The sequence below is a fragment of the Streptomyces phaeochromogenes genome (genome assembly GCF_001418655.1).
Lineage (GTDB): Bacteria > Actinomycetota > Actinomycetes > Streptomycetales > Streptomycetaceae > Streptomyces > Streptomyces phaeochromogenes.
The window spans coordinates 1-26,463 of the sequence record NZ_LIQZ01000260.1; the positions used below are offsets into that span (position 1 = coordinate 1).

Consider the following 26,463-nt stretch of genomic DNA (forward strand, 5'->3'; position numbering starts at 1 on the left):
GTGTATCAGAGACAGGGGGTGGAGGCGTGGCGGGGAGGCGCGGTTGGGGAGGTGTGCGCGCCAGGGCCAGATCATCGAGTACCTGCCCTTGCCTGGGCCCCGTCCGCAGGGCCGGGTTGGTCGTCGCGGCAGGCGAGTTGGCCGCGTACGCCGACGTCGCCGCATCGGGCGACGCCTGCCCCGTAACCGCCTGGTGTGTCAGCTCGTGCTCAGTGGTGTGTTCTCCTCGGCGTCGAGCTGGTGGTTCGCCCAGATGTAGCTTTCGGGGAGGAGGTCAGTGATGGGGACCGTCCGGAGGCCGTCGTTTGTTCCGATGATGACCTTGAGGGCTGGGAAGTAGTCGAGAAGGACCTGGCGGCAGCGACCGCATGGGGGCACGACGCCTCGGTCGCGGTCGCCCACCGCGACGATGGTGTCCAGGTCATAGGCACCCTGGGCGGCAGCGGTGCCGATCAGGACCAGCTCCGCGCAGGGGCCTCCGGTGAAGTGGTAGGCGTTCACCGCGGTGACGATCCGGCCGTCCCGGGCGCGGGCCGCGGCGGCCATGGTGTGGTTGTCGCCCCGGCAGCGGGTGGCCGCGATGTGTGCCGCTGCCCGGATCAGTTCGTGGTCGACGCGGTCGGTCTGTGGGGTCATCTTCTCTGCCTCTATGCCTTTGTGCCTTTGTGCCTTTGTGCGGTGTCGGGCGACGTTGGCCAACCTCCAAGTGAAGATCAAGCTCGCTGCACCCGGCACCGGGCGGCCCCCGTCACCCCCTCCGCCCCAAAGTAGGTTCGTCGAACAGGGCGAGTTCGTCGCCGGTCGGGGCCTCGAAGAGGTCTGCGTACGGTTCGAGCATCTCGCGGGTGATCTGGGCCGTCCCCCGCTCGCCCTTCTCGTTGCGGGCGTCGAGGCGGCGGCACAGTTCGTCGAGCGGCGCCGTGAGGTAGTGCAGTTCGACGGGTACGCCGAGTGCGCGGGCGCGGAGACGCTGGTCGTCCCGCTCGGAGCGGGACCAGAAGCCGAACTCCAGGATGACGCTCTGTCCGAGCTTCAACAGGTCCTGGGCGTGCTGGGAGAACCGCCTCTCAAGGCGGTCGCGTGCCTGTACGTCGAACAGGTCGATGCCGAGGTCCGCCAGCCATTCGTCCGGGCAGAGGCGTACGGCCGGAATCGCATCCGCCAGGTGCTTGGCCAGTGTTGTCTTTCCGGAGCCCGGGAGTCCGCACAGCAGGATCAGGCTCGGCTCGTGTCCCGCGTCCACCAGGTTCCTCCACAGCGCCTCGGGATCATCAATCACTGCCGCACATGCTGACGCAGCCGAGCCCAACCGCAGAAGTGGATTTCAGCGGTACGGACGCTCGGTGCTTCAGTCGGATGTCTGGTGCGACCTGCGCCTCTCGGCGTTCAGTGCGTTGCTGATCTCCAGCAGGCGGCTCTCGGGTATGGCGAAGGAGTTGCCGGGGTTCCGGTAGGAATGCCCGCCGTCGTTGATCCAGATGCCGTCTGCCGACCGCCAGTGCGCGGGCGCCCATTGCCCCTGCTTCTCAAGAAGCGTCCTCGCCACTTCGGCGGGCTCCTCGATCACGGTGAGAGCAGCCAGAGCGGCTGTCAGGGCGACGGCCGCGTCGTCGGGGAGCAGCGCATCCCCGAGAGTCGGGAAGAGGAGCAGGAGGCGCGCGTCGGAATCGTCAACGCCCTCCGCTGCCGGCTGTCGAGCAGCGGACAGCAGTTCCGGCCATGCCGTGCCGGGTCCCATGAAGTGGCCGTCGTCCACGGCGAGGATTTCCGCCGCGGACCAGGTCGGGTGGTGAATGAGGTAGTCCACCCCCTGGTCGCCCTCGAAGTTGCGGTAGACGACGTGGATGGTGTGACCGGAGCTCAGGGGCAGCCTGAACACCGGCCACTCATGCGCGGCGGAGAGCCTGCGGTTGAGCTCGACGGCCGCGTCCCAGTCGGCGCCGAACGCTGCCCGTTGCGCGTCCTCCCCACGCAGGCAGGAACCGAGGTGCACCGGCCAGAACAGCGGATCGTCCAGGTAGGCGCCGCCCTCGACCAGATGGCCATGTTCGTATCCGGGGATCTTCAGCACGCGAGGATGGTGGCACGAGGCACTGACACCGCCTCGGCCGCCACCTCCCCATCGAGCTTCCTCCGCCCTCGACCCTCGACCTTCAACCCACAACCCGCGACCCGCGACCCGCGACCCGCGACCAGGTGCAACACGGCTCAGACCAGCTCAGGTTGTGGTTCCTGCTGTCGCACCGGTGCAGCCCTCGGCTCCCACAGCGCGACGGTCCTCGCGTAGCCGTAGATCACCGACGTCATCGCCAGGATGAGGAGTGGTCCGTACAGCCACGGGTGCCTGGCCATTTCCAGGGGCAGGTAGCGGTAGGACACCAGGAGTGCGGCGAAGACGGTGGTGCCGTAGGCGACCAGTTGGAGGCCCGGGCGGTCCCAGCCTCGGTCGAACGAGCGCAGAGCCGCCTCGATCGTCAGGGTGAACACCACGCCGGCGATGAGGTCCACGCCGTAGTGGTAGCCGAATCCCAGGGTTGCGCCGAGGGTGGCCAGCAGCCAGAACGTGCCTGCGAATCGCAGGATCCGCGGGGCCTTCCGGGAGTGGATGAAGATCGCGGTGGCCCATGCCGTGTGCAGGCTGGGCATGCAGTTGCGTGGGGTGATCTCGTCGAACGGCATGGGGTGCGGGGTGCTGATCGGCGGCAGCGTCTGCGGCCACAGGTCGGCCACCGCCCATTGCCCGCTGGGCGGCGCTTCCGGCCACAGGCCGACCGACGACCAGTGCTCGACGCCGGTGCCGTAGGCGAAGACCGGTCCGACCACCGGGAAGATCATGTAGATGGAGGGCCCGAGGAGGCCGATCACCAGGAACGTACGCACCAGATGGTGGCGCGGAAAGCGGCGCTCGGCCGCCACGTTGCGCAGTTGGTACAGCGCGACGACGACCGCGGCCACCGCGAGCTGGCCGTAGACGATGTTGAGAAGATTCGAGCCGATCGGGCCGGTGGCCGCGACCATCCGGCCCACCAGCCACGACGGGTTGCCCAGCGCGTGATCGGCGGTTGCCACGTACTGGTCGAGCACCCCTGGGCGGGTCCTGGCGGTGATGAGCAGCCAGGTGTCGCCGGTTTTGCGGCCGGCCACCAGCAGCAGGCCCAGCCCGACGCCCTTCAGCAGCAGGACACGTTCCCGGCCGGTACGGCGGGTGACGGCGACGACCGCGCAGCCCAGGATCACCCACAGCGCGCCGTTGCCGAAGGGATGGCCGTCGGTCACCTTGGCGTCCGCCACCCAGCGGACCGCCAAGAAGACGACGTCGATACCGATCGCGGCGCCAAGCGCGATGAACCGTTGGCGCCAGGTGAGTACCACCATCATCAACGCCATACCGGCATACAACAGAAAGCCGGATTTGGGGGCGAATATCGCTTCTCGCGCCTGGTTGGTGATCGGCCCCGGCTCACCGTAGTGACGTGCGGCGATCTCCAGCACGACAAGGAATCCGAGGCCCACGGCAGCCGCCACGGCCCAGAGTCCCGCCCGTGACCGGCGCCCCGCGGAGAACGTAATTCCGCGTCTTATTCGCGAGAAGTCCCGCGATGTTATGTATCTCAAGTTTCAGCCGATTTAATAGATTTTGGTCAAGGATCGGAGTGGTTTCGCTCGCCGCCTTCCACTCGTGGCCGTTCCCTCCCTGATGGAGAACAGCCGCCCGACGGAGGAAGACGGAAAGATTACGGTCCGGGTTCCGGCCACCCGCAAACGACCCCGCCCAGGGCCTGCCACTGAAGTGATTTCGCATCTGGTGTCGGGCAGGGGAATGCGAATGGTGTTGCGCGCAGGGGACCCGCACACCATCGGCGGATACACGCTGGAGGACCGGCTCGGCTCCGGCGGAATGGGCACGGTGTATCTGGCCCGCTCGGAATCCGGGCGCAGGACCGCGCTGAAGGTCGTACATCAGCAGTTGGCCGACGACGAAGAATTCCGGGTGCGGTTCCAGCAGGAGGTCGCGGCGGCCCGGCGGGTGAGCGGGGCGTTCACCGCCCCGGTCGTGGACGCGGACCCGGACGCCTCGCTCCCCTGGATGGCGACCTCGTACGTGCCCGGCCCCACGCTCGCCGAGCGGGTCGCGGCGGACGGTCCGCTGAGCCGTGCGGAACTGCGGCGGCTGGCGATCGGGCGGCGGGAAGGACAGCGGAGAGGACAGCTCCGCCTACACGGCCCTCGTGTTCATCGATCCGGACAGCGGGGCGAAGCGTCGGGTGGCACTGCGCCGGGCGATCCCCAGCGAGGCGGTGGAGCCCTCGCTGGTGGGCGACACGGTGTACTTCGTACGGCAGAACGGCGAGGTCACCGACGTCACCACCGGCGGCAAGCTGCTGTGGACGAAGGCAACGGGGGTGGAGCGGCTGAGTACACCCACCGTCTCGGCCCGCCGCGGCGCGCTGTACCTCGCCACCCCCGGCGGCCGGGTGGTCGCCCTGGACCTCACCGACGGCCGGGTGCTGTGGCAGGAGAAGCCGCGCACCGATCCCGGAGGCGTCCAGGCCGACCTGGCGATCATCGGCGACGCCCTGTATGTGGTGTACGGATGGGACACCACCGACGTCTTCAGCATGGATGTCAGCACACGGCCTCAGCGAGGGAAGGCCACCGCGTCACCGGCCAATTCCTCGCAGGCCAACTCCTCTCCGGCCACCGCGTCTCCGGCCCGCTGACGCCGGGCGTCATATCTGTTGCAGGCGGTGCGCGCCGAGGGCCCACTGACCGGCAGCCCGACGCCTCACCACGCCGTGGCCAGCCACGCGGCCACCCCCGCGAGGGCGATGAGGGTGACGTTGAGGCCGGTCTCCTTGGTCTCTCCCCGGGACAGGTGCAGGGCGGTCGCCAGGATCTGGAGTACGAGGAAGCCGAGTGCGGCGAATATCGCGAGGGCGGGGGCCGTCCCCGTGAGCGGCGGCAGTACGAGGCCGGCGGCGCCGAGGATCTCGATGGTTCCGATGGCCCGGACCGCACCCATCGGAACCGTGTCCACCCAGCCCATCATGGGCGCGAGTCGCTCCTTGCTCTGCGCGACCTTCTTGCCACCCGCGTACAGGTAGAAGGCGGCGAGGAGTCCGGCGACGATCCAGTAGGCGATCTCCATGTTCTGCGTCCTCCGTCATGGTTACCACTTGTAAGTAGGCACATGGTCGGTGACTATCGAGACCCTTACAAAAGGCACACCGGTGTGCGTTGCGAACAGGGGACGCCGATGTCGAAGTACCGCAGGACCTGTCTCATCCGCGGCGACGGCGGCCGTGCGATCCGGGGCATCCTGGACCGCGTCGGCGACAAGTGGACGCTGCTGGTGGTGGCCACCCTCGACGGCGAACGCCTGCGCTTCACCGAGCTGCAGCAGCGCATCCCCGGCATCTCGCAGCGCATGCTCACCCGCACGGTCCGGCACCTGGAGCGCGACGGCCTCGTGACCCGCACGGCGTTCGCGGAGGTCCCGCCGCGCGTCGAGTACGAACTCACCGCGATGGGCCGGACCTTGATCGAGCCCGCCGTGGCACTGGCCGAGTGGGCCGTCGACAACAACCCCGACATCGAACGGAACCAGACGGCGTACGACACGGAGCGTCCCTGAGACCCCGGTCGCGGTGGGTCGGGGTCACTCGGGCGACTGAAAACCGTTCACTGCCCCAACGGCGCCGGTGGTGTGGCGTCCGGGACGGCGGCGGTCGGGGCCGGTGGGTGCGCGGTTTTCGTCCGTTCCTTCGTGAGGGCGGCGGTGAGGGTGCGGGCTTGGAGGGGATCGGCCGGCAGGACGTGGGAGGCGAACCAGCGGGCGGACGACGGGTCGGGGGACGGTTCGACGAACTCCGCGCCCGCGTAGTCGTCGAGCGGCGGATCGTAGATGTAGCCCGCGACCACTCCGTGCCTCACCAGGCGCCGCACGAGGGCGTCGCGGTCGTGGACCAGGAGCGGGACCCGGAAGAGCGGAAGCGGGCCGCCCCGTGCCGCGCGGTCGCGGAGTGCCGGCGAGGCCCAGGCCGTGCCGGAGAGGACACTGACGCCCGCTCGCCGGCGGGTGAGGTTCTCGTCGAGCAGCGCCATGCGGAGCTTCAACTGCCCGCGGACCAGGGTTCCGTGGCGCGTCCGGAAGTCGTGGAGGTCGACACGTATCCATGGCTCGTACGCGGTCAGGCTCGGCGCCTGAAGTGCGCTGACGGCTAGCCGGGGCGCGTGCAGGGCCATGCGGAAGTCGTCGCGTTCGAGGAGGCCGAGGCGTTGCATCGTCCGCCAGGCCGGGCGCACCAGGTGCAGGGTGCGGACGGCCGAACGGGCCAGTGGGCGCAGGGCCGTGGCCAGGTCGCCTGCCAGGCGGCCCGGCACCAGGAGGTCGTCCCGCAGCAGCTCCAGCTCCCGGCGGGTGCGCGCGTCCTCCACGGCCAGGAAGCCGCCCGCCATCGCCGCCACGTGCTTGGAGAGGCTGAAGGCCGCCGCCGTTCCGAACGTCCCGATCGGCTGCCCGTCCAGGTGCGTGCCGATCGCGTGCGCGGCGTCCTCGATCAGGGGTATCCCCAACTCCTCGCAGCGCAGGCGCAGTTCGACGACCCGGTCCGGCATGCCGTACAGGTTCGTGGTGAGGACGGCGTCCACACCGCGCCAGGTCGACTCCGGTACGGCGGCCGGGTCGATGTTGCCGTCCCAGACCGACACGGGGGCGAGCACCGGGCGCAGTCCGGCCGCGAGGACGACGAAGAGGATCACGTCGTCGTTCACCGGTGACATCAGCACCCGTCCGCCCGGCCGGCACCAGCGCCGCAGTGCCAGGTACAGGGCCAGGCGTGCCGAGGGCGTGTAGACGCACTCCCGTCCGAGCCGGCGTGCCATCGTCGCGGCGAGCCGCGATCCGTACGGCATCGTCACCTCTCCCGCCGCGGGGCCGCGTTGCCCCGCGCGTTCGGGTTCCGCTGTGAGCCGGCGTTCGCGTTGCCCGGCTGGTTCGGGTTGCCCGGCTGGTTCGCGGCGCCCTGACCGCTCGCGCCCCGCTGCCCGCCCGCGTTCCGTCGCGGGGCAGCGCCGGATCCCGTACCCGCACCGGATCCCGTACCCGTGCCGGAGCCCATACGGCCCGTCGTGCGCAGCGTGCCGACCGTCTTCAGCAGCCGGTCGGCCGGTTCCCGCAGCCGCGGGTGGGCCAGGACCGTGTTCCGCAGCCCGCGCACCGGCCTGCGCCACAGCCGGTGTGCCGTGGCCACCGGGTGGGGGCGGACCGCGAAGCCCTCGCCGACGCGCAGTTCGCGGGTCTTGAGCCAGTCCTTCCACTCCTTGTCGCCGCGCCCCAGGTCCATGAGCCGCACACCGTCCCGGCCGGCGGCCTCGGCCATGCGCAGATGCATGATCAGGCCGGGCGAGTAGTACTGGAGGTCGGGGTCGTACGCGGTGAACCACGGCGCGAACACCGTGCGCGACCGCGGCCCGAAGTGCGCGGCCACCGGCCGGTCCCCCGCGTACACCACGGACAGCACCCCGGTGAAGTGCTCCTCGCGGACCTGGAACAGCTGCTCCACGAGCTCCACGATCCACGGCCGCGCGAACCGGTCCATCCGCCCGGTCCTGCGGTACTGGGCGGACTTCCACCGCATGAGCGTGCGCAGCGCCGCCGGATCACGCTCGTCGAAGACGAACCGCATCTCGCCAAGGTCGCGCGCCAGCCGGCGTTCCTTCTTCAGCGTCGTCTTGGCCAGCCCCGGGTACGCGCCGCGCAGCCACTCCGCGTAGCCCGCGTCGTCGCCGTCCTTCAGGTCGATGGCCGGTGAGGCGAACGTCCCCGTGACGTACGCCCCGAAGGGCTTCTGCTCCTCGACGAGGTGGTCGAACTCGAAGACCGAGAGCCCGCAGGCCCGCAGCAGTTCCCGGGTGTCCCAGGTGACGCCGGGCCGGTGCACGAGGGCCTGGGCGTCGGAGAGACCGAGTCCGATGGCCCGGCCGACCCCTAAGGCGTTGCGCTCGTACGGGAGGAAGCCGACGGCCTCTCCGTCCTCGTGCAGGACCGCCACCCGCGCCCCGCCGCGGTGCCGGCCGATCCCCGCCGCGAACTCCGGTGCCAGGAAGGGGTTCGCGTAGTCCGGTGACTCGTCCATCGCGCGGTGCCAGGCCCTGCGCAGTGGCAGGCTCAGTTCCTCGGGTCTGTGGATCGTGATGGTGCTCATGGATCGCACGGGCAGCCCCCCATTCCCCCATGACGCGCTCTCCGCGTCCCGCCCCCGCCTCGAACTGTTCGGCGGGGCTCAAACGTCGCGAAACAGTACGCACGCTGTCAAGGGTGGTGTGAGTAATGGAAGCGTCACGGATCGGACTGCCCGGTCCGCACGCGGAACGAGCCCCCGCCGGCCACCGTCCGCCTCAGGTGAATCGGTGCCCTGATTGCCCTACAGTGTGAGGATCTTGTGATGTCGACAACGGGGGCACACCATGGCGCTGTTCGGAAACGCGCACACCATCGATCCGGCGAAGGCCCAGCACGACTACGCGCGGCTGCTCGGGCAGGACGAGCAGGTGTACGCGGCGTACCTGCTGATACGCGACACCATCCTCTTCACCGACCGCCGTCTCATCCTGGTCGACAAGCAGGGCATCACCGGCAAGAAGACGGAGTACCACTCCGTCCCCTACCGCAGCATCACCCACTTCTCCGTCGAGACCGCGGGCCACTTCGACCTCGACGCCGAGCTGAAGATCTGGATCTCCGGCACCCCCGCGCCGATCGAGAAGACCTTCACCAAGGGCGTGGACATCTACGAAGTGCAGGCGATCCTCACGCAGTTCGTGGCGCGCTAGCCGCGCGGGGTGCGGGGCGCAGCCCCGGCGCCAGGCTCACCGTCACGGCGATCGACGCCAGCGCGATCACCGTCATCGCCGTGCCCGGTGACGTCAGTTGGGCCGTCGCGCCCGCCAGGGCCGCTCCCACCCCCTGCATCGTCAGCATTCCGGACGAGTGCAACCCCAGTGCGTGGCCGGACAGTTCGGGCGGGGTCACCGCCATGAGGCGCTCCTGCTGCAGAAGGCTCGCCGCGAATCCGGCCGACGCCAGAGTGGCGAGGCCCGCCGCCGGGAACGGCCCCGGGCGCAGAACGAAGAAGACGTACGGGGCCGCCAGCAGCAGAAGCAGCGGTACGCCCAGTCGCGGGCGCAGGCGCGGCGGCACGAACCGGGCCACCGTGACATCGCCCGCCAGCATGCCCAGGGCCGCGCAGGCGAAGAGCAGCCCCGCGTGGTCGGGAGCGTACGAGACATAGAGGGACTCGCAGCCGACGATCAGACCGTTGGGGATCCACAGGGCCAGGAACAGGTGGCGGCGGGGGCGGGCGGCGAGCAGGGCCGCGTTCGTGCGCCGGGTCTCGCGCACCGACGGGCGGCCCGTGGCTCTCGGCGGGCGGGCGGTCAGGCTGAAGCGGGACACCGCGGCGGCGGTCACGTACAGGGCAGCCGCCGTGAGGAGCGTGCCGCGCGGGGACAGAAACGCGATGAGTACGCCTCCCGTCGCGAACCCCACGACCTGGGTGACCCCGTTCGCCATGTTGAAGACCGAGCGGCCGAGAATGTAGCCGTCCTTGATGTGGGCGTCCTCGCGCAGGATCTCGTTCAGCAGGCCCCAGCGGACCCCGCCACCGAGGGACGCGACCAGGCCCAGTACGAGGATCAGGGCGAAGATCCCCCACAGGGGCGGCGGGGCCGCCAGTGCCGCCGTACCCGCCGCGAACGCCAGCGCGGTCCCCGTCAGCGTGGCGCGGGGCGGCAGCCGGTCGGCCGCCGACAGGAGCGTGGTCGCGCCCAGCACCTGGGCCAGCGACGGGCCGAACATGCTCAGGGCCGACAGCAGCGGCGAGTCCGTGGCCCGGTAGACCAGCGTGCCGAGCGCGAGCCCGCTCATCGTCTGGGCGGCCACCTGCGCCGAGGAGGCCAGGAAGAGAGGGGTGAACTCCGGGGTGCGGAAGAGGGATCGGTACGAGGTCATGGGCATGCCCGGAGTCTCGGACCGGCGCCGGAGCGGCAGGTAGAGTTTCGCGTCTGCGCGAAACAGACAGCGCACCGGACAATCGGACAGCTGCCGGGGAGGCCGCCGACATGGGCTGGTGGCAGGTCAACGCCGACACCCTCGCGGGCAGCCGGTTCGTGCTCTCGCCGCTGGCCGAGACCTTCGCCTCTCTGAAGGCGCTGCGGGCGGGAACTGCCGCGCACCCGGGCGAGCGGACCTGGCTGGAGGCCCATCTGCCGGGCTACGGACAACAACTGGCCGCCGATCCCGTGACCGCCGCCCTTGTCCGGGCCGGGCTCGGGCCGGAGTGGATCGCCGACTTCCTCACGCCCACCCCGCGCGGCGAGGAGGACTTCGAAACCGAGGTCGCCCGCGTACGCGGCACCTCCCCCGAGGCCGCCCGAGCCCACCTCTCCATGGCCCTGCGCGGCCCGCTCCCCCGCATCCTCCAGGACCGCGACGACCTCCCCGAACGCGCCGCCGACCTGCTCACCCACGTCTGGACCGAGGCCGTACGCCCCTACTGGCCCCGGCGCCGTCGCGTGCTCGAAGCCGATGTCGTCGCCCGCACCGCCCAGCTGAGCCAGGGCGGCTGGGCGGCGGCCCTCGACGCGATGCGGCCGGGCATGCGCTGGCTCGGCGAGAACCGGCTGCAGATCAACCTCCACGAGTACCCGCCCCGCGAGATCTCCGGCGCCGAGCTCCTCTTCGTACCCGTGACACCGCAGCGGCAGGGCTGGGTGTCGTGGGAGGAGCCCGACCGGTACGCGGTCGTGTACCCGTGCTCGGGCGCGCTCGCGGACACCGGGCCGACGGCCGCGGGCGCCCCCGAGAGCCTCAGCCGGCTGCTCGGGGCGGGGCGGGCGGGCGTCCTCGTTCTGCTCGACTCCCCGATGAGTACGAGCCAGGTGGTGGCCGTCACCGGCCAGGGGCTCGGCTCGGTCGGCCGCCACCTCAAGGTCCTGCTCGACGCCCGGCTCGTCGAGCGGCGGCGCTCCGGACGGTCGGTCCTCTACTACCGCACCCCCGCGGGCGAGGTTCTCGTCGCGGCCCAGGGGGACCGGGGCGACCGGGGCGCCGCCCGTGCCCCTTCGGACCGGAGTTAGCATCCGTTTATGACTACTGACTCAGTTCTCGACGTCGACATCGATGCCCTGCAGGGCGGTTCCGCGGACCTCGGCCAGTACAAGGGCCAGGCCGTGCTCATCGTCAACGTGGCCTCCAAGTGCGGGCTCACCCCCCAGTACGGGGGCCTGGAGCGACTGCAGGAGCGGTACGCGGCACAGGGCTTCACCGTGCTCGGCGTGCCCTGCAACCAGTTCATGGGCCAGGAGCCCGGCACGTCCGAGGAGATCGCCGAGTTCTGCTCGGCGACGTACGGCGTGACCTTCCCGATGACCGAGAAGGTCGACGTGAACGGGGACGCACGGCACGCGCTGTACGAGCGGCTCACCGGTTTCGCGGACGGCGAGGGGCACAGTGGTGACATCCGCTGGAACTTCGAGAAGTTCCTGATCGGCCGGGACGGCACGGTGGTCGCCCGCTTCTCGCCGCAGACCGAGCCGGAGTCGGCCGAGGTAGTGGCGGCCGTGGAGGCACTCGTCGCCTGACGCGGCGGCTCCCACCGGTTGCCGTCGCCCGACCCGGCGGCTCCCGTCGGTTGACCTTGCCCCTGGGGCAAGGAGCACCGTTCTCCCCGCCGGGCGGCAGTCGCCCGGTGACGGAGGATGGGCCCGTGGAACCCGTGACCGACACGACCGACGCGTTGCCCCCGGCCGAGGGCCTGCTCACGATCGGCGCGTTCGCCGCCCGTGCGCGGCTCTCGCCGAAGGCGCTGCGGCTGTACGACCGGCTGGGCCTGCTGCGCCCCGCGCACGTCGACGACACGACCGGCTACCGCTACTACCAAGCCGCCCAGGTCGAACGCGCCCGCCTGGTCTTCCTGCTGCGCGGACTCGACATGCCGCTCGCCCGGATCGCCGAGGTCGTGGAGCGGCAGGAGACCGACGGGCAGGCCGCCGCGGACCTCGTGACCGCCTACTGGGCGGACGTCGAGGAACGCCTCGCCGGTCAGCGGACACTCGCGCACTACCTCCGTGGACGCCTTTCCGGAAGGAGTTCCGAGTTGTACGCGACATTCGAGGTCCACACCGTGGACGTACCGGAGCAGTGGGTCATCACCGAGAAGCGGCACACCCTCGTGGAGGAGCTGCCCGTCTGGATCCCGGCGTCACTGGGCCGGCTGGAGGCGGCGGCGAAGGAGTGCGGCGGCACGACGGGCGCGCCCTTCGTCGTCTACCACTCCGAGGTCTCCCAGGAGAGCGACGGCCCCGTGGAGTCCTGCGTCCCCGTGGCCGACCCGGAGGCCGCCCGCACCTGGGCCGCCCAGCACGCCCGCGCCTGGAACACAACGGCCCGCCTGGAACCCGCCCACCGCCTCGCCTACACCCGCATCACCAAGGCCCAGGTCGCCAACCCCCAGATCCACGCCGCCTACGAGGCGGTAGAAGCCTGGCTGACCAAAGAGGGACTCCCCTACGCGGGCCCCTGCCGAGAGATCTACTTCACCGACTGGGACGAGGCGGGCCCAGAGGACGAGGTCTGCGACGTGGCGTTCCCGTTTTAGGGCCACAGGGAACGACGCGGCCCTTCGACTTCAGGGGCGCGGGGAACGGCGCAGGCTTTTCGCTTCTAGGGGCGCGGGGAACTGCGCGAGTCCCGCACCGGCCCGCGCCGAACCCACGACATCCGCCACCCCACCCACCTAGGGGCGCGGGGAACTGCGCAACCAGCACCTGACCGACCCGCACCCGACAACAAACCCCCGCGCAAGCATCACCCGGTCCCCCGCACAGCCTCCCTCATCTCCTCAGGACACCCCGTCCCCCGGGGCAACTGATAAGGCGCAGCCAGTCGATACGTGCCGGCCCGCGGAGCGAGCAGCTCCGTCCACTTGTCCCCGTTGACGTCCTCCTCCGTCTCCATCAGACACCCGTTGACGTTCTCGTACGTCTTGGGCGTCTCGTCGTCCTCCTCCCGCAGCCGCTTCGACTCCTCGGTCTCCTGCGGCGGCTTCACGCTCTTGCCCTCCGCGTCGACGAGCCCGAGCCACGGCGAGTACGGGATCCGGATGAGCACCCGCCCCGCCCGCTTCACCTCGATGGTCAGCTCACCCTGCTCGGCCCGGTCGACGACGGCGGGCGGGTCGGCCATCGGGGTGGGGTCGGTGACCTGGAAGAGCTGCCAGTTGGCGTCGCCCCAGACCTGCTTCAGATACGGCATGCCGCGCTGCACGAGCTCCCGCTCGCGCTCACCGCCGTCGCCGTCGGGCTCGCCCTTGGGGACGACGACGAAGTGGACGGCCCAGCGCCGCAGCCACTCGTGGTAGTTCGCGGAGTTGAGGGTGTCGTCGTAGAAGAGGGGGTTGCGCTCCATGTCCGCCTGGCGGTTCCAGCCCCGGGCGAGGTTGACGTACGGGGCGAGGGCGGACGCCTCCCGGTGGGAGCGGGCCGGTACGACCTCGACGCGGCCCTTCTCGGCGCCGGCGACCTGGAGCTCGTTGACCAGCGGGGCCAGTTCGCGGGCCCAGGAGGCCGCGGGCGTCGTATGCACTATGTCGTCGACGGCCTTGAAGCCGATCCAGGCGTTCATGCCGATGAAGGTCACGACGATCGCGTACCACTTGCGCGAGCGCGGCACCGTGAAGGGCAGCGCGGCGATCAGCACGACCCCCGCCAGGAGCATGGGCAGGCGGCTGATGTTGGAGCCGATCTGCGAGCTGATCAGCCAGACCAGGAGGACGGAGAGTCCGTACACCGCGGCCGTGATCCGGACCGTCTTCCACTCCTTGGGGACGAGGAGGAAGACGAACACCGAGTACGAGAACGGCAGCAGGACCGAAGCCCACAGCATCGGCTGCGTACCGGAGAAGGGGAACAGCCACGCGGAGACGCCCACGACGGCGGCGGGCGCGAGGCCCAGCGCGTACGCGCCCGGGCGGCGCTTCTGCAGGAAGAGCGCCACCGCGACGAAGCCCACGAAGAGTCCGGCGACGGGTGACGCGGCGGTCGCGAGCGCGGCGAGAGGCGCGGCGCACAGGGCCTTGGCCCAGCGTTTGTAGCGCCAGCGGTACGGCCAGCAGAAGACGACGGCGGTCGCGCCGAGCGCGAAGACCATGCCGAGGCCGAAGGTCACGCGTCCCGAGGCCGCGTTGCACAGCAGCGCGAACACTCCGGCGAGCGACGGCCACACCGGGTTCCGTACGGCCCTGGTGCGCATCAGGATCAGCGTGAGCAGCCCGGCGGAGATCGTCCCCGCGATCATCAGCGTCGTACGCACGCCGAGCACGGCCATCAGATACGGCGACACCACGCTGTACGAGACCGGGTGCATCCCGCCGTACCAGGCCAGGTTGTACGCCGAACCCGGGTTCCGCCCGACGAACTCGGCCCACGCGTCCTGCGCCGCGAGGTCGCCCCCGCTGTTCGCGAACGTGAAGAACCAGATGACGTGGAGGATGCCGGAGAGTGCGGTGGCGAGGGTCGCGGGGTGCCGCAGGAAGCGGTGGAGACGAGTGGCCTCGTGAACGCCGTCGGGGTCCGCGCGGTGCTCGCCGTCCTCGGAGTCCGAGTCGTTCTCGGGGCCCTCGGCCGACTCGGAGGAGTCAGAAGCGTCAGAGGCGTCAGAGGCTTCGTCCGGTTCGGGGCGTTCAACGTTCCGTGTACGCAGGCGTATTCGCTGGCCGGCTTCTTGGCCCGGCTCGGCGTCGTCGGCGTGCGTCGGCTCCGCTGTCGCCACGTGAAGGCACTCCCGTGTCCCGTTGTCTCGCTGCTCGGCCGGGCCCCGCGGCGGGCGACCTTGCCCTTCTCGCGACGCTAGCACGCACCCCGGCCCGGAGCGCCGGGGCGGTGCTCCGTCGGCGACGTACGACCGATTCGGCACGGCTTGGGAGCGTTAGCCCCCAAGCCGCCGCGGCTCAGTTCGTACGGACGTCTGTACGTCCGTCCGTCCGCCCGTCCGTCAGCTCACGCGGGTGAGCTTGGACCCGTAGCCCGGTTCGACGAGGTCCGACTTGAGCGCGACCGGCACCTCGACGGCGTTGCCGCTCGTGCCGTCACCGACGCTCAGGGAGCCGACCTTGGTTCCCGCCTTGGCCTCGTTCGGGATGGTCGTGCCGTCCTCGCCCAGCTTCAGCTTGACGGTCTGTCCGGCCCAGCCCACCGCGGAGACGTCCTTCGTGGCGACGACCGCCGTGTGACCGCCGAGCCCGTCGTCCACGTACCCCACGACGTCACCCTTCTTCAGGATCTTCCGCGAGGTCAGCGCCTCCTGGGCGGCGATCATCGCCTCCTTGCTGACCGCGTTGACCGTGTCGATGATCGGCGGCTGGTGCTGGCCGAGGACCGCGCCGACGACGATGACGTTCTCGCCGCCGACCTCCTGGGTGGCGGCGAACAGCAGGTTGCCGCCGGCCTTGGTGGTGGAGCCGGTCTTGATGCCGATGGCGTTGTTGTACGGCACGAGGCGGTTGTAGTTGTCCCACTTCTTGCCCGACGGGTCCACCCAGGTCGGCAGCTTGGTGATGTCCACCAGCGCCTGGATCCGCACCAGCTGGTTGCCGAGCTTCACCTGGTCCTCGGCGGTGGAGACGGTGGTCTCCTTCAGCCCCGAGGGGTCGGTGTACGTGGTGTTGGTCATCCCGAGGTCCTTGGCGGCGGCGTTCATCTTCTCGACGAACTCCGCCTCGGAACCGCCCGTGTCCCAACGGGCCAGCAGCCGCGCGATGTTGTTCGCGGAGGGGATCATGATGGCCGCGAGGGCGTCCTTCTCGGTGAGGACGTCACCCTCCTTGACGGTGTTGAGCGTCGACTCGTTCTGCGCGTCGTAGCCGCCCTCCGTCTCCGCCTTCGCGTCGACGGGGATCTTCGCGCCGTCCTCGCCGGGCTTCAGCGGGTGCTCCTTGAGGATCACGTACGCCGTCATGGCCTTGGCGACCGAGCCGATGGCGACCGGCTTCTGCTCACCGAACTTGTCGACCGTGCCGATGCCGTTCACGTCCATCCAGCCCTGGCCCTCGCCGGGCCACGGGAGGGAGACCTTGTTCCCCTCGAAGGCGTACGACTCGTCGGCCGTCAGCGCGAGCGTGGGGGTGGGCAGCGGGCGTACGGCCTGTACGACTGCAAACACCACGGCCAGCAGCAGCACCAGCGGGGTCCAGATCTTGACCCGCCGCACGATCGTCCGCACGGGGGTCTGCCGGGGCTCCGGCGTGTTCGTCAGCTCCGCCAGCAGGTCCAACGGGGGCTTCGGCGGCAGGGGTTGCTGGGTCGTCCGCTCGGGGCCGACCTGCGGGATGGCGGCCGTCTCGGCGGCCGGCGGAACCGGCGGCGGCGCGAGGGGCCGCGCCTTCGGCGGCGCGGGCTCGTCGAGCGGCTTGAGGGCCACGAATTTGCTGGTGCGCTCGGCCTCCGCCTCGGCGGGGGGCGCGGATGCCTTGGCGGCCCAGGCCGGAGCGGGCTTGCCTTCGTCGGCATGCTCGGCACCCTTGCCGGAGTCGGCGCCCTTGCCGGGCTCGGCGCCCTTGCCGGGCTCGGTCGCCGTGCCCTTGTCCGCTCCGGACTCGGCTCCGGACTCGGCTCCCGTCTTGGGCTTCTCGTCGGTCCCGGCGCCCGGCTTGGCGCCGCCCAGCTTGAGCATGGTGGTGGGCTGGTCCACGGCCCGCTTCGGCATCTTGAAGATGGCGGTGGGCTGGTCGACCGGGGGCTTGGGGTCGTCGCCTGAGCCGGAGTCCACGTCGGACTCGGCTTCGGCTTCGATATCGGGCTTCGCGTCGTCGTCGGTGTTGCCCCCGCCGGGGGCTTCATCTGCGGGTTCGCCCGCAGGGGCGACAGCGCCGGCCGCGGGCACAGCGTCGGCCTTCACGTCGTCGGCCTTCGCCTCAGCGGGAGCTTCATCAGCGGGTTCGCCCGCATCGCGAGCAGCGCCGGTCTCAGGCACGGCGTCAGCCTTCGCGGCGTCAGTCTTGGCCTCAGCGGGAGCTTCATCAGCGGGTTCGCCCGCATCGGGAGCAGCGCCGGTCTCAGGCACCGCGTCCTCAGGCACCGCGTCCGCCTTCGCAGCCTCAGCCTTGCCTTCGGCGGGGACTTCGTCAGCGGGCTCGCCCGCATCACGAGCGGCACCGGCCTCGGAACCGCCGACGGCCTTCGCGTCCGGCTTCGCGTCGGTGTCAGCCTCCGGCTGATCCTTCGCCTCGCCGGTCGTCCCGCTCTGCGAGTCGATCTCGTCGTCGGCGTCGGCGTCGGCGCCACCAGCGGGCCCCGCGTCGTCACCGTCGGTCTCGGCGGCGGAGGCATCATCCGCAGCCGGGGCCTCCGCGGCAGCGGCACCCTCCGACTCGGCGTCCTCGTCGGCATCGGGCTCGGCCTCAGCCGACCCGCCCCCCGCCCCGGACTCGCCTTCGCCATTCGAGTCACCGCCACCAGCGGCACCCGAAGCTCCGTCCGGAACCTCCGCGTCGCCCCCGGCCGAACCGGCCGAACTCGACGTGGCCGAATCCGGACCGTCCGCCCCCTCCGCCGCACCGGAAACTTCAGCGTCATCGGAGCCGGCGGCGTCATCGGCGCCAGAGGCGCCCTCAGGCGCCTCGTCGTCCGCGGTCGCGACCCACGCGGCCACCACGTCCCGCAGACGCGCGTCACCGCCCTCGGTGCCCTTGGCGGGGCCCTTCCCGGCGGACTCCCGGTCCGCAGAACCGTCACTCCCCTGGGAACTACCGGCGGCGGACCCCTCCGAGCCGTCCGACCCCGCCGAACCCGCGGAGCGCTTCGTCGAGAACACCGCCGTGGCCGTGTCCACCCGGGCAGCCGCCGTCACGGCCTCCCTGGCGACCGCCAGCCGCGGATCCGGAACCGGAGCCCTGCTCCCCGACGTCGGTTCTGCCGACGACTCGTGCTGCTTCGACCTGTCGGGGGACTCGCCCGCCACCGGTGCCTCCTCCATGTGCCACAACTCCGTGCGGCCAACCGAACCATGAACCCGCCAAGCAGTGCACACACGCCCGGACATCCCGTGTCCGAACCATGTACCAGTGTCCTGTGTGCGGGCTTAACCCCCGTGGTAGACGAGAACGACATACCTATCGGTTCCACTACATTCCGGTCACGCACTCTCGACAGACCAATGTGAGAGGGGTCACCCTGTCATTCATCCACGCGGGGAGGCATGGATGGGCAGGAGCCGCAGAACACTTCCGGAGGAGCTTCTGCTGCTGGCGCTGGACCCGACCACGGGTACCACCGCACAGCCGCAGTCGCTCGACCTAGGTCTGGCCGGAGCGCAGCTAGTGGAGCTGGCGCTGGCCGGACGGATAGCCCCAGACGGGGATCGTATCGCCGTGGTGGCACCACGGCCGACCGGAGATCCGACCTTGGACTGTGCGCTGGAACTACTCCGCAGGCGGGGTGCTCCAGTACGCGCTGTGAACTGGATCGGCGGACCCCGACTGGGGCTGCGCCAGACCTATCTCTCGCATCTGGAGCGGTGCGGCATGGTGCATGCCGTGGCGGGACAGATGTGCGGGGTGCTTCCGACGACTCGCTATCAGGCGACGGACACGGAGATCAGCCGGGAGATCAGGGCCCGGCTGGACAGCGCGATCCGCACCGGCGTACCGCCGGACCCGCGGACCGCCGCGCTGGCCGCGCTGGCGCACGCCGTCGGCCTGGGCAAGCACCTCTACCCGGGGAACGAAGGGCGTTCGTCTCGCTCCCGTCTCCGGGACCTGATCAGGCACGACCCCATGGGCGGTCTCGTGGCGCACGCCGTGATGGACGTCCAGAACGGTGTGGCTGCTCAGCCGCGCCGCAGCCCGGCACCGGCCGGCCGTCAGGCCGCCCCCGGAGCCAGGCCCGCACCGGAGCCCGCCAGGGGCGTCCCGATGCAACCGCGCCGCGGTTCGATGGCGCGTGCCGTGGCTCACTGAGCCGCAGTCCCACGGCACCCGCCGGCACGACCGCAGCACAGCAGGACCCGAAGGACCAGCAGGACCAGCAGGATCCGACAACCGCAGCACCCACCGTGCAGCACGCGGCCCGTATCGCGCGTCACGCACGTCAGCGCCGCACCGACGTCCCCAAGACCCGGTCCGGGAGCCGCTGGGCCGCGCGGGGCGGTGGGCCGTACGTCCGGACGACGACACGGCCCGCCGCCCCGCGCGTCCGCATGTCGTCGTCATGTCATCCCTTGTGCCACCAAGTCGCATGTATCGCAACGTCCCGTATCTCCACGTACGACCGCGCGTCTCATCACACTTCTCACCACTCTTCCACGCAAGGTGGCGTGAGGTGGCGACAAGTGGCGCGTACGCACGGCATATCCGCTGTTTCCCAGCGGTAGCAAGCACCTTGGTGGCAATCTGCTCAACAGCAGATACGCAAAGTACAGACAGTACGCAGCCGGAGGTGCACGTCCCGTGGCGTCCAATGTCAATCCCACCGTCAGGCGACGCCGGTTGGGCCAGGAGCTGCGCCGGCTCCGCGAGCTCAAGGGCATGACGGCAGAAGAAGTGGCCGAGCGGCTGCTTGTCTCGCAGTCGAAGATCAGCCGCCTGGAGAACGGGCGGCGCAGCATCAGCCAGCGTGACGTCCGCGATCTGTGCGGGGTGTACGAGGTCGAGGACGTCCGGATCGTCGATTCGCTGATGCAGATGGCCAAGGACTCGCGCCAGCAGGGCTGGTGGCACTCCTTCGGCGACATCCCGTACAGCGTCTACATCGGTCTGGAGACGGACGCGGCGAGCCTGCGCGTGTACGACCCGCTGGTCGTCCCGGGCCTGCTCCAGACCCGTCCGTACGCCGAGTCCCTGATCCAGGGCGCACTCCCGGAGGCGGCGCCCGGCGACATCGAGAAGCGCGTACAGGTACGACTGCGACGACAGGAACGTATCTCCGACCTGGAGAACCCGCTGCGGCTGTGGGCCGTGCTCGACGAGGCCGCGCTGCGCCGGACCGTCGGCAACAAGCAGGTGATGATCGAGCAGTTGGAGCATCTCGTCGAGATGTCCCACGTGCCGCATGTGACGGTGCAGGTCATTCCGTTCACGATGGGCGCCCACCCCGGGGTCAGCGGACAGTACGCGATCCTGGAGTTCCCGGACGCGGCCGACTCCAGCGTGGTCTACATCGAGGGCGTCACCAGCGACCTGTATCTGGAGAAGGCGAACGACGTCCAGAAGTACAGCGTCATGTACGAGCATCTGCGGGCGCAGGCCCTGAACGCGGACCAGTCCCGGGAGTTCATCGCGGACGTCGCCAAGGACTACGCCACCGAGGCGGTGTCCTGAGTCAGGGCCTGAGGCAGGGCGGCACCGGTGGGACGGCGCGTCACCGGGCGGCGCGCGAGGCGGTGTTGGGCCGAATTCCACCACCCCCGGCGAGAGGGCGCCGGAGAATACACCCTCGTGGTATCTCGACGGAAGACTCCGCTGGTATATGCCACCCAGACGGGTGAATAGTCGCTTCGTACGCCGATGTTGGCGAGTAGCGTCGATCACGCCAAGGAGCAACAACCTTGGCGCAATCCGAACCGTGGGTTCCGGAACGAACCCGCAGTGCGGTGACAGCAACTCAGCAACTGGCTACCGGAGCGAAAATGGCAATCAAGCAAGGCGCCACGGATACGTGGACGAAGTCCTCGTACTCCCAGGGCAACGGCGCGTGCGTCGAGGTCAAGTCCCCCGTCCTGACGGCGCTGGCCGTCCGCGACTCCAAGGTCCACGAGGGCCCGACGCTGGCCTTCGCGGCCGGCTCGTGGAACGCCTTCGTGGCAGAGGTGAGCCGGGGCACCGTCTGACCCGACCACAACCGCGTCAACAACTGCACAAGCACCACGTAAGAGCCCTCTCGTCCGGCCCGCCGTCCTGGCCGAGGGGGCTCGGCCTTTTTCCGGACTTCCCGTCCTTCAAGACCTCCAAATGTGATCAGCTCCCGCACTGTTCGCAAACCGCTCCGACCTTCAACCGACCGTTCCCGTTCGATTACAGTGCTGGACTGTCGGCCGTACCGACGGTATCGGCACGGGATCGGATCGGGATCTGTAGGAGGCCTCGGTGGGTGCGACAGCCGGTGCCGTCTGGGGCCGTGCCGAACAGCAGGACTTCCGCAGCCGGGTGCGTGGCACGCTCCTCGGCGCGGCCGTCGGGGACGCGCTGGGCTCGCCCGTCGCGGGCCTCCCGATGGAGGGGATCCGTGCGGCGCACGGGGCTCAGGGGATCACCGATCTGGCCTTCGGCCACGGCAGACGCGGGGCCGTCTCCCATCTCACCCAGCTGACGCTGTTCTCGATGGACGGCTTGATACGGGCCCAGGTGCGCCGCGACACAGGAGCCTGGCACCCGCCGACGGACCTGCACCGGGCATATCTGCGGTGGGCCGCCACCCAGCGCGACTGGGGTCCCGACGAGCGGCGCAAGGAGGACGGCTGGCTGGCCCGCGAGGAGTGGCTGTACGCCCGGCGTGAGCCCGCGCGCGCCTGCCTGGTAGGGCTCGGCGACGAGATGATGGGGACGCTGGACGCCCCCAAGAACCCTGACGAGCGGGGCCCCGAGGCAGCGGTCCGCTCCGCGCCCTTCGGGCTGCTCGTCGGGTGGGAGCCGCAGCTGGTGATGCAGCTCGCGGTGGAGTGCGCGGCACAGACCCACGGTCATCCGACGGCCTACCTGTCGGCGGGGGCGTACGCCGTCGTCGTGCACGGTCTGGCGCGCGGTGAGAGCCTCGACGCGGCCGTCCAGCGGGCCCTGCAGCTGCTGGCCGGGCGCCCGGGGCACCAGCCTGTCTCGGACGCGCTGCAGCAGGCGCTGGGGGCCGTACGGCAGGGCATGCCCACTCCGGCCAGGGTCGAGGACCTGGCCGGGGGCGGTACGGCGGAGGGGCTGCTCTCGGTCGCCGTCTACTGCGCCCTGGTGGGCGAGGACACCCGGCACGGTCTCTGCCTGTCGGTGAACCACGGCGGCGACTCGGCGGCCACCGGCGCGCTCACGGGCGCCCTGCTCGGCTCGCTCCACGGCGAGACGGCCCTGCCGCCGTCCTGGCTGGCCGAGCTGGAGGGCCGCCCGACCATGCTCGTCCTCGCGGACGACTTCGCGATGGAGATGACCCAGGGCCCGGCCCTGCACGGCCCGGCGGGCTCCTCCCCGGGCTGGCTGGCCCGCTACCCGCGCGGCTACGCGGCCCTGGCCGGCGCCACCCCGGTCCCGGCGGGCTGACCGCAGAGGTCGGCAGACGCGAAGGGTGGCCGCTCGTCAGGAAGCGGCCACCCTCGCAGTCGTACGGGCGGGCAGGGTCGTACGGGCCGGTCAGTCCTTGACCGGTGCGCCCACCACTCCGTCCGCCGCTCCCGCGGGAGCCGGGACCGCCGCGGCAGCCGAGCCCAGGCCGTCGTCGTCGTTGTTGATCTTCGCGATGAGGGCGTCGCGTTCGGGGGTATCCTCCGGCTTCACGTATCCGATGAAGATGTAGAGGACGAGGGAGACCGCGAGCGGGATCGACACCTGGTACTGGAGGGGTACGCCGCCGTCGACGTTCCAGCTGATCGGGTAGTTGACCAGCCAGAAGGTGAACAGGCCGAGTCCCCAGCTGATCAGCGCGGCCGTGGGACCGCTCTTGCGGAACCAGGGCAGCAGGCCCAGCATCAGCGGGATCGCGATCGGACCCATCAGACCGGCGACCCACTTGATGACGACGGTGATGATGTCGTCGAAGAAGCCGGAGTTGACCTGCGTCGCGATGGCCATCGAAAGGCCGAGGAAGAGCAGCGTGGCCCAACGCGCGGCCAGCAGCCCCATCCGGGTGTCCCACTCGCGCACCTTGTGCGAGACGGCGGGCATGATGTCGCGGGTCACGACGGCCGCGATGGCGTTGGCGTCGGACGAGCACATCGCCATCGTGTGGGAGAAGAACCCGACGATGACCAGCCCCAACAGCCCGTGCGGCAGCAGCTGTTCGGCCATCAGCGCGTACGAGTCGGCCGGCACGTCCGTCTTGATGATCAGCGGTGCGACCCACATGGGGAAGAACAGCACGAGCGGCCAGACCAGCCACAGCGCGGCGGACAGGGTGGCCGACCGCGTGGCGGACTTCGCGGAGTCCGTGGCCATGTAGCGCTGGGCCTGGTTCCACATGCCGCCGTTGTACTCGAAGGTCTTGATGAAGAGATAGGCGATCAGGAATACCATCATGTACGGGCCGGCCAGCGGCTTGGTGTGGCCGTCGAGCGCGGGCTCGTCCCAGACGCTCCACAGCGTGCTGAAGCCGTTCAGCTCGGCCATGACCGCGACGAGCATCGCGATACCGGCGATGAACTGGATGACGAACTGGCCCAGTTCGGTGAGCGCGTCGGCCCAGAGCCCGCCGACCGTGCAGTAGACGGCCGTGACGGCACCGGTGATCAGGATGCCCATGTTGAGCGAGACACCGGTGAAGACGGACAACAGGGTCGCGATGGCGGCCCACTTGGCGCCCACGTCCACGATCTTCAGCAGCACACCGGACCAGGCGAGCGCCTGCTGGGTGGGCAGGTTGTAGCGGTTCTTCAGATACTCCAGCGGCGAGGCCACGTGCAGTCGTGAGCGCACCCGGTTGAGCCGGGGCGCGAACAGCTTCGCGCCGATCGCGATGCCGATGGCGATGGGGAAGGACCAGGTGACATAGGACGTGACGCCGTACGTGTAGGCGATGGCGGCGTAGCCGGTGAACATCACCGCGCTGTAGCCGGACATGTGATGGGAGATGCCCGACAGCCACCACGGCATCTTGCCGCCGGCCGTGAAGAAGTCGCTGACGTTGTCGACCCGTTTGTGGGACCAGACACCGATCGCGACCATCACACCGAAGTAGCCGATGAGCACGGCCCAGTCGAGACCGTTCATATGCCCCCTCCCAGGGTCGTGTGACGCCCGCTCATCGTGGGTTCGATGGCATGACTCCGACAACAGCCCGTACTATCAAGAGGAGGTAAAATAGTTCTGCTCACTGACCTCGGTTCATGTCCATGAACGAGGCCTGATAGGCCTACCGCATCAGCTCCCCCGCATTGACCAGCAACGACTGCCCGGTGATCGCGCGCGCCCGGTCCGACGCCAGGAACGCCGCCGCGTCCGCCACGTCCGAGTCCGTGGCCAGCTCCGGCAGCGCCATCCGCGAGGTGAGCCGCTCCAGCACCTCGGCCTCAGGCACGCTCTCGGTGTGCGCGGTGAACTTCACGTACGCCTCCACGGGCGGCCCCCACATCCAGCCCGGCAGCACGGTGTTCACCCGGATCCGGTGCGGGCCCAGCTCCCGGGCCATGGAGTACATCGCGCTGGTCAGCGCGCCCTTCGAGGCCGCGTACGCCGCCTGTCGCACCTGGGAGGGGGCGGCGACGGACGACTGCGTGCCGATCACGACCACGGACCCGCCGCGCTCCTTCAGCGCGGGCAGACAGGCGCGGGTCATCCGCAGGGTGCCGAGCAGGTTCACGTCGAGGACGGACTGCCAGGTCGCGAAGTCGGCGTCCTCCAGACCGCCGAAGTAGCTGTCCCAGGCGGCCACATGGACGACGGCGTCGACCCGCCCGAACCGCTCCTTCGCGAGCGCGGCGAGCGCCTCGCACTGGCCCTCGTCGGTGATGTCGGTGGCCCGGAACGCCGTGTGCGCGCCGTCCGGGTCGAGTTCGGCGGCCGACTTGGCGAGGTTGGCCTCGGTGCGGGCGCCGAGCACGGCGTTCCCGCCGTCCCGCACGACGGCCGCCGCGACCTGGTGACCGAGCCCGGCCCCGACCCCCGAGACGACGACGGTCTTGCCCTGGAGCAGTGACATTGCAGGCCTCCCGGCTCTGGCGGTTGATCTGACGGTCCGTCAGAGTAGGTCCGTCCGGAGGAGGAAGGAAGCCCGGACGAGGAAGGAAGGCCGGAGGAAGGAAGGGGAGTGCCATGCTCGACGACACGCCGAACGACACCCGTAGCGAGGTGTACGCGGAACTGGCCGCCGTCGGCCCGTACGGCGTCCACCCCGGCCACGCCCTGATCACGATGGTGGAGCCGCATCCGGGCCACGAGTACGCGTACAACCGCTGGTACGAGGACGACCACTACTACGCGGGCGCGATGGCGATGCCGTGGATGTACACGGGCCGCCGCTGGGTCGCCACCCGTGACCTCCAACTCCTGCGCTACCCCGAGAAGTCGGCCGTCGCCCAGCCGGTCACCGCCGGCTGCTACATCTCGACGTACTGGGTCACCGACGGCCGCTACGACGACCACATGAAGTGGACCGTCGGCATCAACAAACGGCTGAATCGGGACGGCCGCGTCTACCAGGACCGCACGCACGTCTTCACCGCGTTCCAGGACCACGAGGCGACGGTCTACCGGGACGGGGCGGCCGGGCCGCGCGACTTCCACGCGCTGGACCACCCGTACGCGGGTCTGGTGGTGGAGGTCATCGACGCCGAATCACCCTCCCAGCGGGCCGAGTTGCTGGAGTGGCTCCGCTCCCGCCACCTCCCCAAGCTCCTCGCGGGCTCCCCGGCCGCCATGGTCACGGTCTTCCGCCCGACCCCGCTCCCCGGCGACCGCATGACGTACGTGAAGCAGGTCGAGGGCGTCGACACGCGGCTGACGCTGCTGTGGTTCCTGGAGGCGGATCCGCGGGAGTGCTGGGAGCCGTACTTCACGGGGTTGGACGCTCCGGTGTCCGAAACAGGCCTGGGGCGAGTCGAGTTGGTGGCACCTTTCATCCCGACGGTGCCGGGTACGGACCGGTACGTCGACCGCTTGCGGTGACCCGCCGCGCGGCATACCTGCAGGTCCCTCGCGGTTGAGCAACACACCTACGCGAAAGGGGACTTGAAGAATGGCCGCAGCACGCGCGCTTCCGCTCACCGCGACCCTGCTCACCGGCACGGTCGCGCTCTACATCACGCTCGTGGCGTTCGGGAACATCACCGACTTCGGCACCAACCAGCAGTTCGTCCAGCACGTCCTGGCCATGGACACCACCTTCAAGGACGACGACCTGATGTGGCGGGCCGTCGAGTCCAAGGGGCTCCAGGACGCCGCGTACATAGCGATCATCGTGTGGGAGACGATCGCCGCGCTCGTCCTGATCCTGGGCACGTTCCAGTGGCTCCGCCACGATCATCTCCGGGCGCGGCGGACGTCCACGCTCGGGCTGTTGATGCTGATGCTGCTCTTCGGTGCGGGGTTTCTCGCCATCGGTGGCGAGTGGTTCGCGATGTGGCAGTCGGAGGACTGGAACGGGCTCGATGCGGCCATGCGGGTCTTCTTGTTGAGCGGGGTTGTGCTGGTGGTGATTCACCTGCCGGTGGAGCGGGCCGGGGGGTCGTCCGGCTCGGGGGCCGAGGGCTAGTTCCGCCAGTTCCGCTCCGCGGAGGGGGCG

At 70.1% G+C, this 26,463-nt stretch carries 24 protein-coding genes and 1 pseudogene; 13 read left to right on the forward strand and 12 right to left on the reverse strand.

What is annotated here, in order from left to right; genetic code table 11:
* Positions 1–198 precede the first annotated feature (198 nt).
* The 4 genes from AOK17_RS30835 to AOK17_RS30850 form a co-directional block, all read right to left on the reverse strand.
* Positions 199–636, reverse strand: a complete 438-nt coding sequence (locus tag AOK17_RS30835) for a cytidine/deoxycytidylate deaminase family protein (protein WP_055615862.1) — start codon at positions 634–636, stop codon at positions 199–201.
* A gap of 112 nt (positions 637–748) precedes the next feature.
* Positions 749–1,279, reverse strand: coding sequence for a P-loop nucleotide/nucleoside kinase family protein (locus tag AOK17_RS30840; RefSeq protein ID WP_245697457.1), 531 nt, complete (start codon positions 1,277–1,279; stop codon positions 749–751).
* A gap of 69 nt (positions 1,280–1,348) precedes the next feature.
* Entirely contained in the window at positions 1,349–2,071 is a 723-nt protein-coding gene (locus AOK17_RS30845; RefSeq protein ID WP_055615864.1) for a hypothetical protein, read from the reverse strand.
* A 137-nt stretch (positions 2,072–2,208) separates the two neighbouring features.
* Positions 2,209–3,525, reverse strand: a complete 1,317-nt coding sequence (locus AOK17_RS30850) for a phosphatase PAP2 family protein (RefSeq protein WP_055615865.1) — start codon at positions 3,523–3,525, stop codon at positions 2,209–2,211.
* A 301-nt stretch (positions 3,526–3,826) separates the two neighbouring features.
* On the opposite strand from AOK17_RS30850, the pseudogene AOK17_RS52610 reads away from it, so the two are divergent.
* Positions 3,827–4,201, forward strand: a pseudogene (locus AOK17_RS52610) (protein kinase family protein); the annotation flags it as partial.
* A 28-nt stretch (positions 4,202–4,229) separates the two neighbouring features.
* Positions 4,230–4,721: an outer membrane protein assembly factor BamB family protein gene (locus tag AOK17_RS30855; RefSeq protein WP_157881433.1), complete on the forward strand. Its 492-nt coding sequence runs from the start codon at positions 4,230–4,232 to the stop codon at positions 4,719–4,721.
* 65 nt (positions 4,722–4,786) lie between these two features.
* On the opposite strand, the gene AOK17_RS30860 is transcribed toward AOK17_RS30855, so the two are convergent.
* Positions 4,787–5,149, reverse strand: a complete 363-nt coding sequence (locus AOK17_RS30860; protein WP_055615867.1) for a DoxX family protein — start codon at positions 5,147–5,149, stop codon at positions 4,787–4,789.
* Between the two features lie 108 nt (positions 5,150–5,257).
* Here AOK17_RS30860 and AOK17_RS30865 point away from each other — a divergent pair, with 108 nt between their 5' ends.
* Positions 5,258–5,635: a winged helix-turn-helix transcriptional regulator gene (locus tag AOK17_RS30865; protein ID WP_055615868.1), complete on the forward strand. Its 378-nt coding sequence runs from the start codon at positions 5,258–5,260 to the stop codon at positions 5,633–5,635.
* Between the two features lie 47 nt (positions 5,636–5,682).
* On the opposite strand, the gene AOK17_RS30870 is transcribed toward AOK17_RS30865, so the two are convergent.
* Positions 5,683–6,915 carry a DegT/DnrJ/EryC1/StrS family aminotransferase gene (locus tag AOK17_RS30870; protein WP_055615869.1) on the reverse strand — a complete coding sequence of 411 codons (1,233 nt, stop codon included), beginning with the start codon at positions 6,913–6,915 and terminating at the stop codon, positions 5,683–5,685.
* A gap of 2 nt (positions 6,916–6,917) precedes the next feature.
* Positions 6,918–8,207 (reverse strand): GNAT family N-acetyltransferase, encoded by a 1,290-nt coding sequence (locus tag AOK17_RS30875; protein ID WP_425424650.1) that lies wholly within the window; start codon positions 8,205–8,207, stop codon positions 6,918–6,920.
* A gap of 262 nt (positions 8,208–8,469) precedes the next feature.
* Between AOK17_RS30875 and AOK17_RS30880 the strand changes: the two genes are divergently transcribed.
* Positions 8,470–8,835: a PH domain-containing protein gene (locus tag AOK17_RS30880; RefSeq protein WP_055615870.1), complete on the forward strand. Its 366-nt coding sequence runs from the start codon at positions 8,470–8,472 to the stop codon at positions 8,833–8,835.
* Here AOK17_RS30880 and AOK17_RS30885 read toward each other — a convergent pair.
* Positions 8,813–10,012: an MFS transporter gene (locus AOK17_RS30885; RefSeq protein ID WP_055615882.1), complete on the reverse strand. Its 1,200-nt coding sequence runs from the start codon at positions 10,010–10,012 to the stop codon at positions 8,813–8,815. The genes AOK17_RS30880 and AOK17_RS30885 overlap by 23 nt on opposite strands.
* A gap of 110 nt (positions 10,013–10,122) precedes the next feature.
* On the opposite strand from AOK17_RS30885, the gene AOK17_RS30890 reads away from it, so the two are divergent.
* The 3 genes from AOK17_RS30890 to AOK17_RS30900 all read left to right on the forward strand — a co-directional run bounded on the left by AOK17_RS30890 (position 10,123) and on the right by AOK17_RS30900 (position 12,659).
* Positions 10,123–11,139: a helix-turn-helix domain-containing protein gene (locus tag AOK17_RS30890; protein ID WP_055615871.1), complete on the forward strand. Its 1,017-nt coding sequence runs from the start codon at positions 10,123–10,125 to the stop codon at positions 11,137–11,139.
* Positions 11,140–11,148: 9 nt separating this feature from the next.
* Entirely contained in the window at positions 11,149–11,643 is a 495-nt protein-coding gene (locus AOK17_RS30895) for a glutathione peroxidase (RefSeq protein WP_055615872.1), read from the forward strand.
* Between the two features lie 125 nt (positions 11,644–11,768).
* A complete protein-coding gene (locus AOK17_RS30900; protein ID WP_245697461.1) occupies positions 11,769–12,659 on the forward strand; it encodes a MerR family transcriptional regulator in 891 nt (296 codons plus the stop codon).
* Between the two features lie 209 nt (positions 12,660–12,868).
* On the opposite strand, the gene AOK17_RS30905 is transcribed toward AOK17_RS30900, so the two are convergent.
* Entirely contained in the window at positions 12,869–14,830 is a 1,962-nt protein-coding gene (locus AOK17_RS30905) for a DMT family transporter (protein ID WP_055615873.1), read from the reverse strand.
* A 222-nt stretch (positions 14,831–15,052) separates the two neighbouring features.
* Entirely contained in the window at positions 15,053–18,031 is a 2,979-nt protein-coding gene (locus AOK17_RS30910) for a D-alanyl-D-alanine carboxypeptidase (protein WP_079053375.1), read from the reverse strand.
* Positions 18,032–18,257: 226 nt separating this feature from the next.
* On the opposite strand from AOK17_RS30910, the gene AOK17_RS30915 reads away from it, so the two are divergent.
* From AOK17_RS30915 to AOK17_RS30930, 4 genes are all read left to right on the forward strand, one after another.
* Positions 18,258–19,013, forward strand: a complete 756-nt coding sequence (locus AOK17_RS30915; RefSeq protein ID WP_055615874.1) for a GOLPH3/VPS74 family protein — start codon at positions 18,258–18,260, stop codon at positions 19,011–19,013.
* A 489-nt stretch (positions 19,014–19,502) separates the two neighbouring features.
* A complete protein-coding gene (locus tag AOK17_RS30920) occupies positions 19,503–20,372 on the forward strand; it encodes a helix-turn-helix domain-containing protein (RefSeq protein ID WP_055615875.1) in 870 nt (289 codons plus the stop codon).
* A 308-nt stretch (positions 20,373–20,680) separates the two neighbouring features.
* A complete protein-coding gene (locus AOK17_RS30925) occupies positions 20,681–20,881 on the forward strand; it encodes a DUF397 domain-containing protein (protein WP_055615876.1) in 201 nt (66 codons plus the stop codon).
* A 256-nt stretch (positions 20,882–21,137) separates the two neighbouring features.
* A complete protein-coding gene (locus AOK17_RS30930; RefSeq protein ID WP_055615877.1) occupies positions 21,138–22,292 on the forward strand; it encodes an ADP-ribosylglycohydrolase family protein in 1,155 nt (384 codons plus the stop codon).
* A gap of 90 nt (positions 22,293–22,382) precedes the next feature.
* On the opposite strand, the gene AOK17_RS30935 is transcribed toward AOK17_RS30930, so the two are convergent.
* Both AOK17_RS30935 and AOK17_RS30940 read right to left on the reverse strand, forming a co-directional pair.
* Complete coding sequence (locus AOK17_RS30935) at positions 22,383–23,954, reverse strand: sodium:solute symporter family protein (protein ID WP_055615878.1); 1,572 nt, start codon at positions 23,952–23,954, stop codon at positions 22,383–22,385.
* 142 nt (positions 23,955–24,096) lie between these two features.
* The gene (locus AOK17_RS30940) at positions 24,097–24,882 is read right to left on the reverse strand and encodes an SDR family oxidoreductase (protein WP_055615879.1); all 786 of its coding nucleotides are present in this window, start codon (positions 24,880–24,882) and stop codon (positions 24,097–24,099) included.
* A gap of 113 nt (positions 24,883–24,995) precedes the next feature.
* Here AOK17_RS30940 and AOK17_RS30945 point away from each other — a divergent pair, with 113 nt between their 5' ends.
* Both AOK17_RS30945 and AOK17_RS30950 read left to right on the forward strand, forming a co-directional pair.
* Positions 24,996–25,847, forward strand: coding sequence for a hypothetical protein (locus tag AOK17_RS30945; protein ID WP_055615880.1), 852 nt, complete (start codon positions 24,996–24,998; stop codon positions 25,845–25,847).
* A 70-nt stretch (positions 25,848–25,917) separates the two neighbouring features.
* A complete protein-coding gene (locus AOK17_RS30950) occupies positions 25,918–26,433 on the forward strand; it encodes a DUF2165 domain-containing protein (RefSeq protein WP_055615881.1) in 516 nt (171 codons plus the stop codon).
* Positions 26,434–26,463: the final 30 nt, after the last annotated feature.

Bases quoted from the DNA above. Each gene is read 5' to 3' on its own strand.
- AOK17_RS30935 (WP_055615878.1), bottom strand. From the start codon at position 23,954: ATGAACGGTCTCGACTGGGCCGTGCTCATCGGCTACTTCGGTGTGATG.
- AOK17_RS30880 (WP_055615870.1), top strand. From the start codon at position 8,470: ATGGCGCTGTTCGGAAACGCGCACACCATCGATCCGGCGAAGGCCCAG.
- AOK17_RS30925 (WP_055615876.1), top strand. From the start codon at position 20,681: ATGGCAATCAAGCAAGGCGCCACGGATACGTGGACGAAGTCCTCGTAC.
- AOK17_RS30940 (WP_055615879.1), bottom strand. From the start codon at position 24,882: ATGTCACTGCTCCAGGGCAAGACCGTCGTCGTCTCGGGGGTCGGGGCC.
- AOK17_RS30860 (WP_055615867.1), bottom strand. From the start codon at position 5,149: ATGGAGATCGCCTACTGGATCGTCGCCGGACTCCTCGCCGCCTTCTAC.
- AOK17_RS30870 (WP_055615869.1), bottom strand. From the start codon at position 6,915: ATGCCGTACGGATCGCGGCTCGCCGCGACGATGGCACGCCGGCTCGGA.
- AOK17_RS30885 (WP_055615882.1), bottom strand. From the start codon at position 10,012: ATGACCTCGTACCGATCCCTCTTCCGCACCCCGGAGTTCACCCCTCTC.
- AOK17_RS30950 (WP_055615881.1), top strand. From the start codon at position 25,918: ATGGCCGCAGCACGCGCGCTTCCGCTCACCGCGACCCTGCTCACCGGC.
- AOK17_RS30835 (WP_055615862.1), bottom strand. From the start codon at position 636: ATGACCCCACAGACCGACCGCGTCGACCACGAACTGATCCGGGCAGCG.
- AOK17_RS30945 (WP_055615880.1), top strand. From the start codon at position 24,996: ATGCTCGACGACACGCCGAACGACACCCGTAGCGAGGTGTACGCGGAA.
- AOK17_RS30910 (WP_079053375.1), bottom strand. From the start codon at position 18,031: ATGGAGGAGGCACCGGTGGCGGGCGAGTCCCCCGACAGGTCGAAGCAG.
- AOK17_RS30875 (WP_425424650.1), bottom strand. From the start codon at position 8,207: ATGAGCACCATCACGATCCACAGACCCGAGGAACTGAGCCTGCCACTG.
- AOK17_RS30895 (WP_055615872.1), top strand. From the start codon at position 11,149: ATGACTACTGACTCAGTTCTCGACGTCGACATCGATGCCCTGCAGGGC.
- AOK17_RS30865 (WP_055615868.1), top strand. From the start codon at position 5,258: ATGTCGAAGTACCGCAGGACCTGTCTCATCCGCGGCGACGGCGGCCGT.
- AOK17_RS30915 (WP_055615874.1), top strand. From the start codon at position 18,258: ATGGGCAGGAGCCGCAGAACACTTCCGGAGGAGCTTCTGCTGCTGGCG.
- AOK17_RS30890 (WP_055615871.1), top strand. From the start codon at position 10,123: ATGGGCTGGTGGCAGGTCAACGCCGACACCCTCGCGGGCAGCCGGTTC.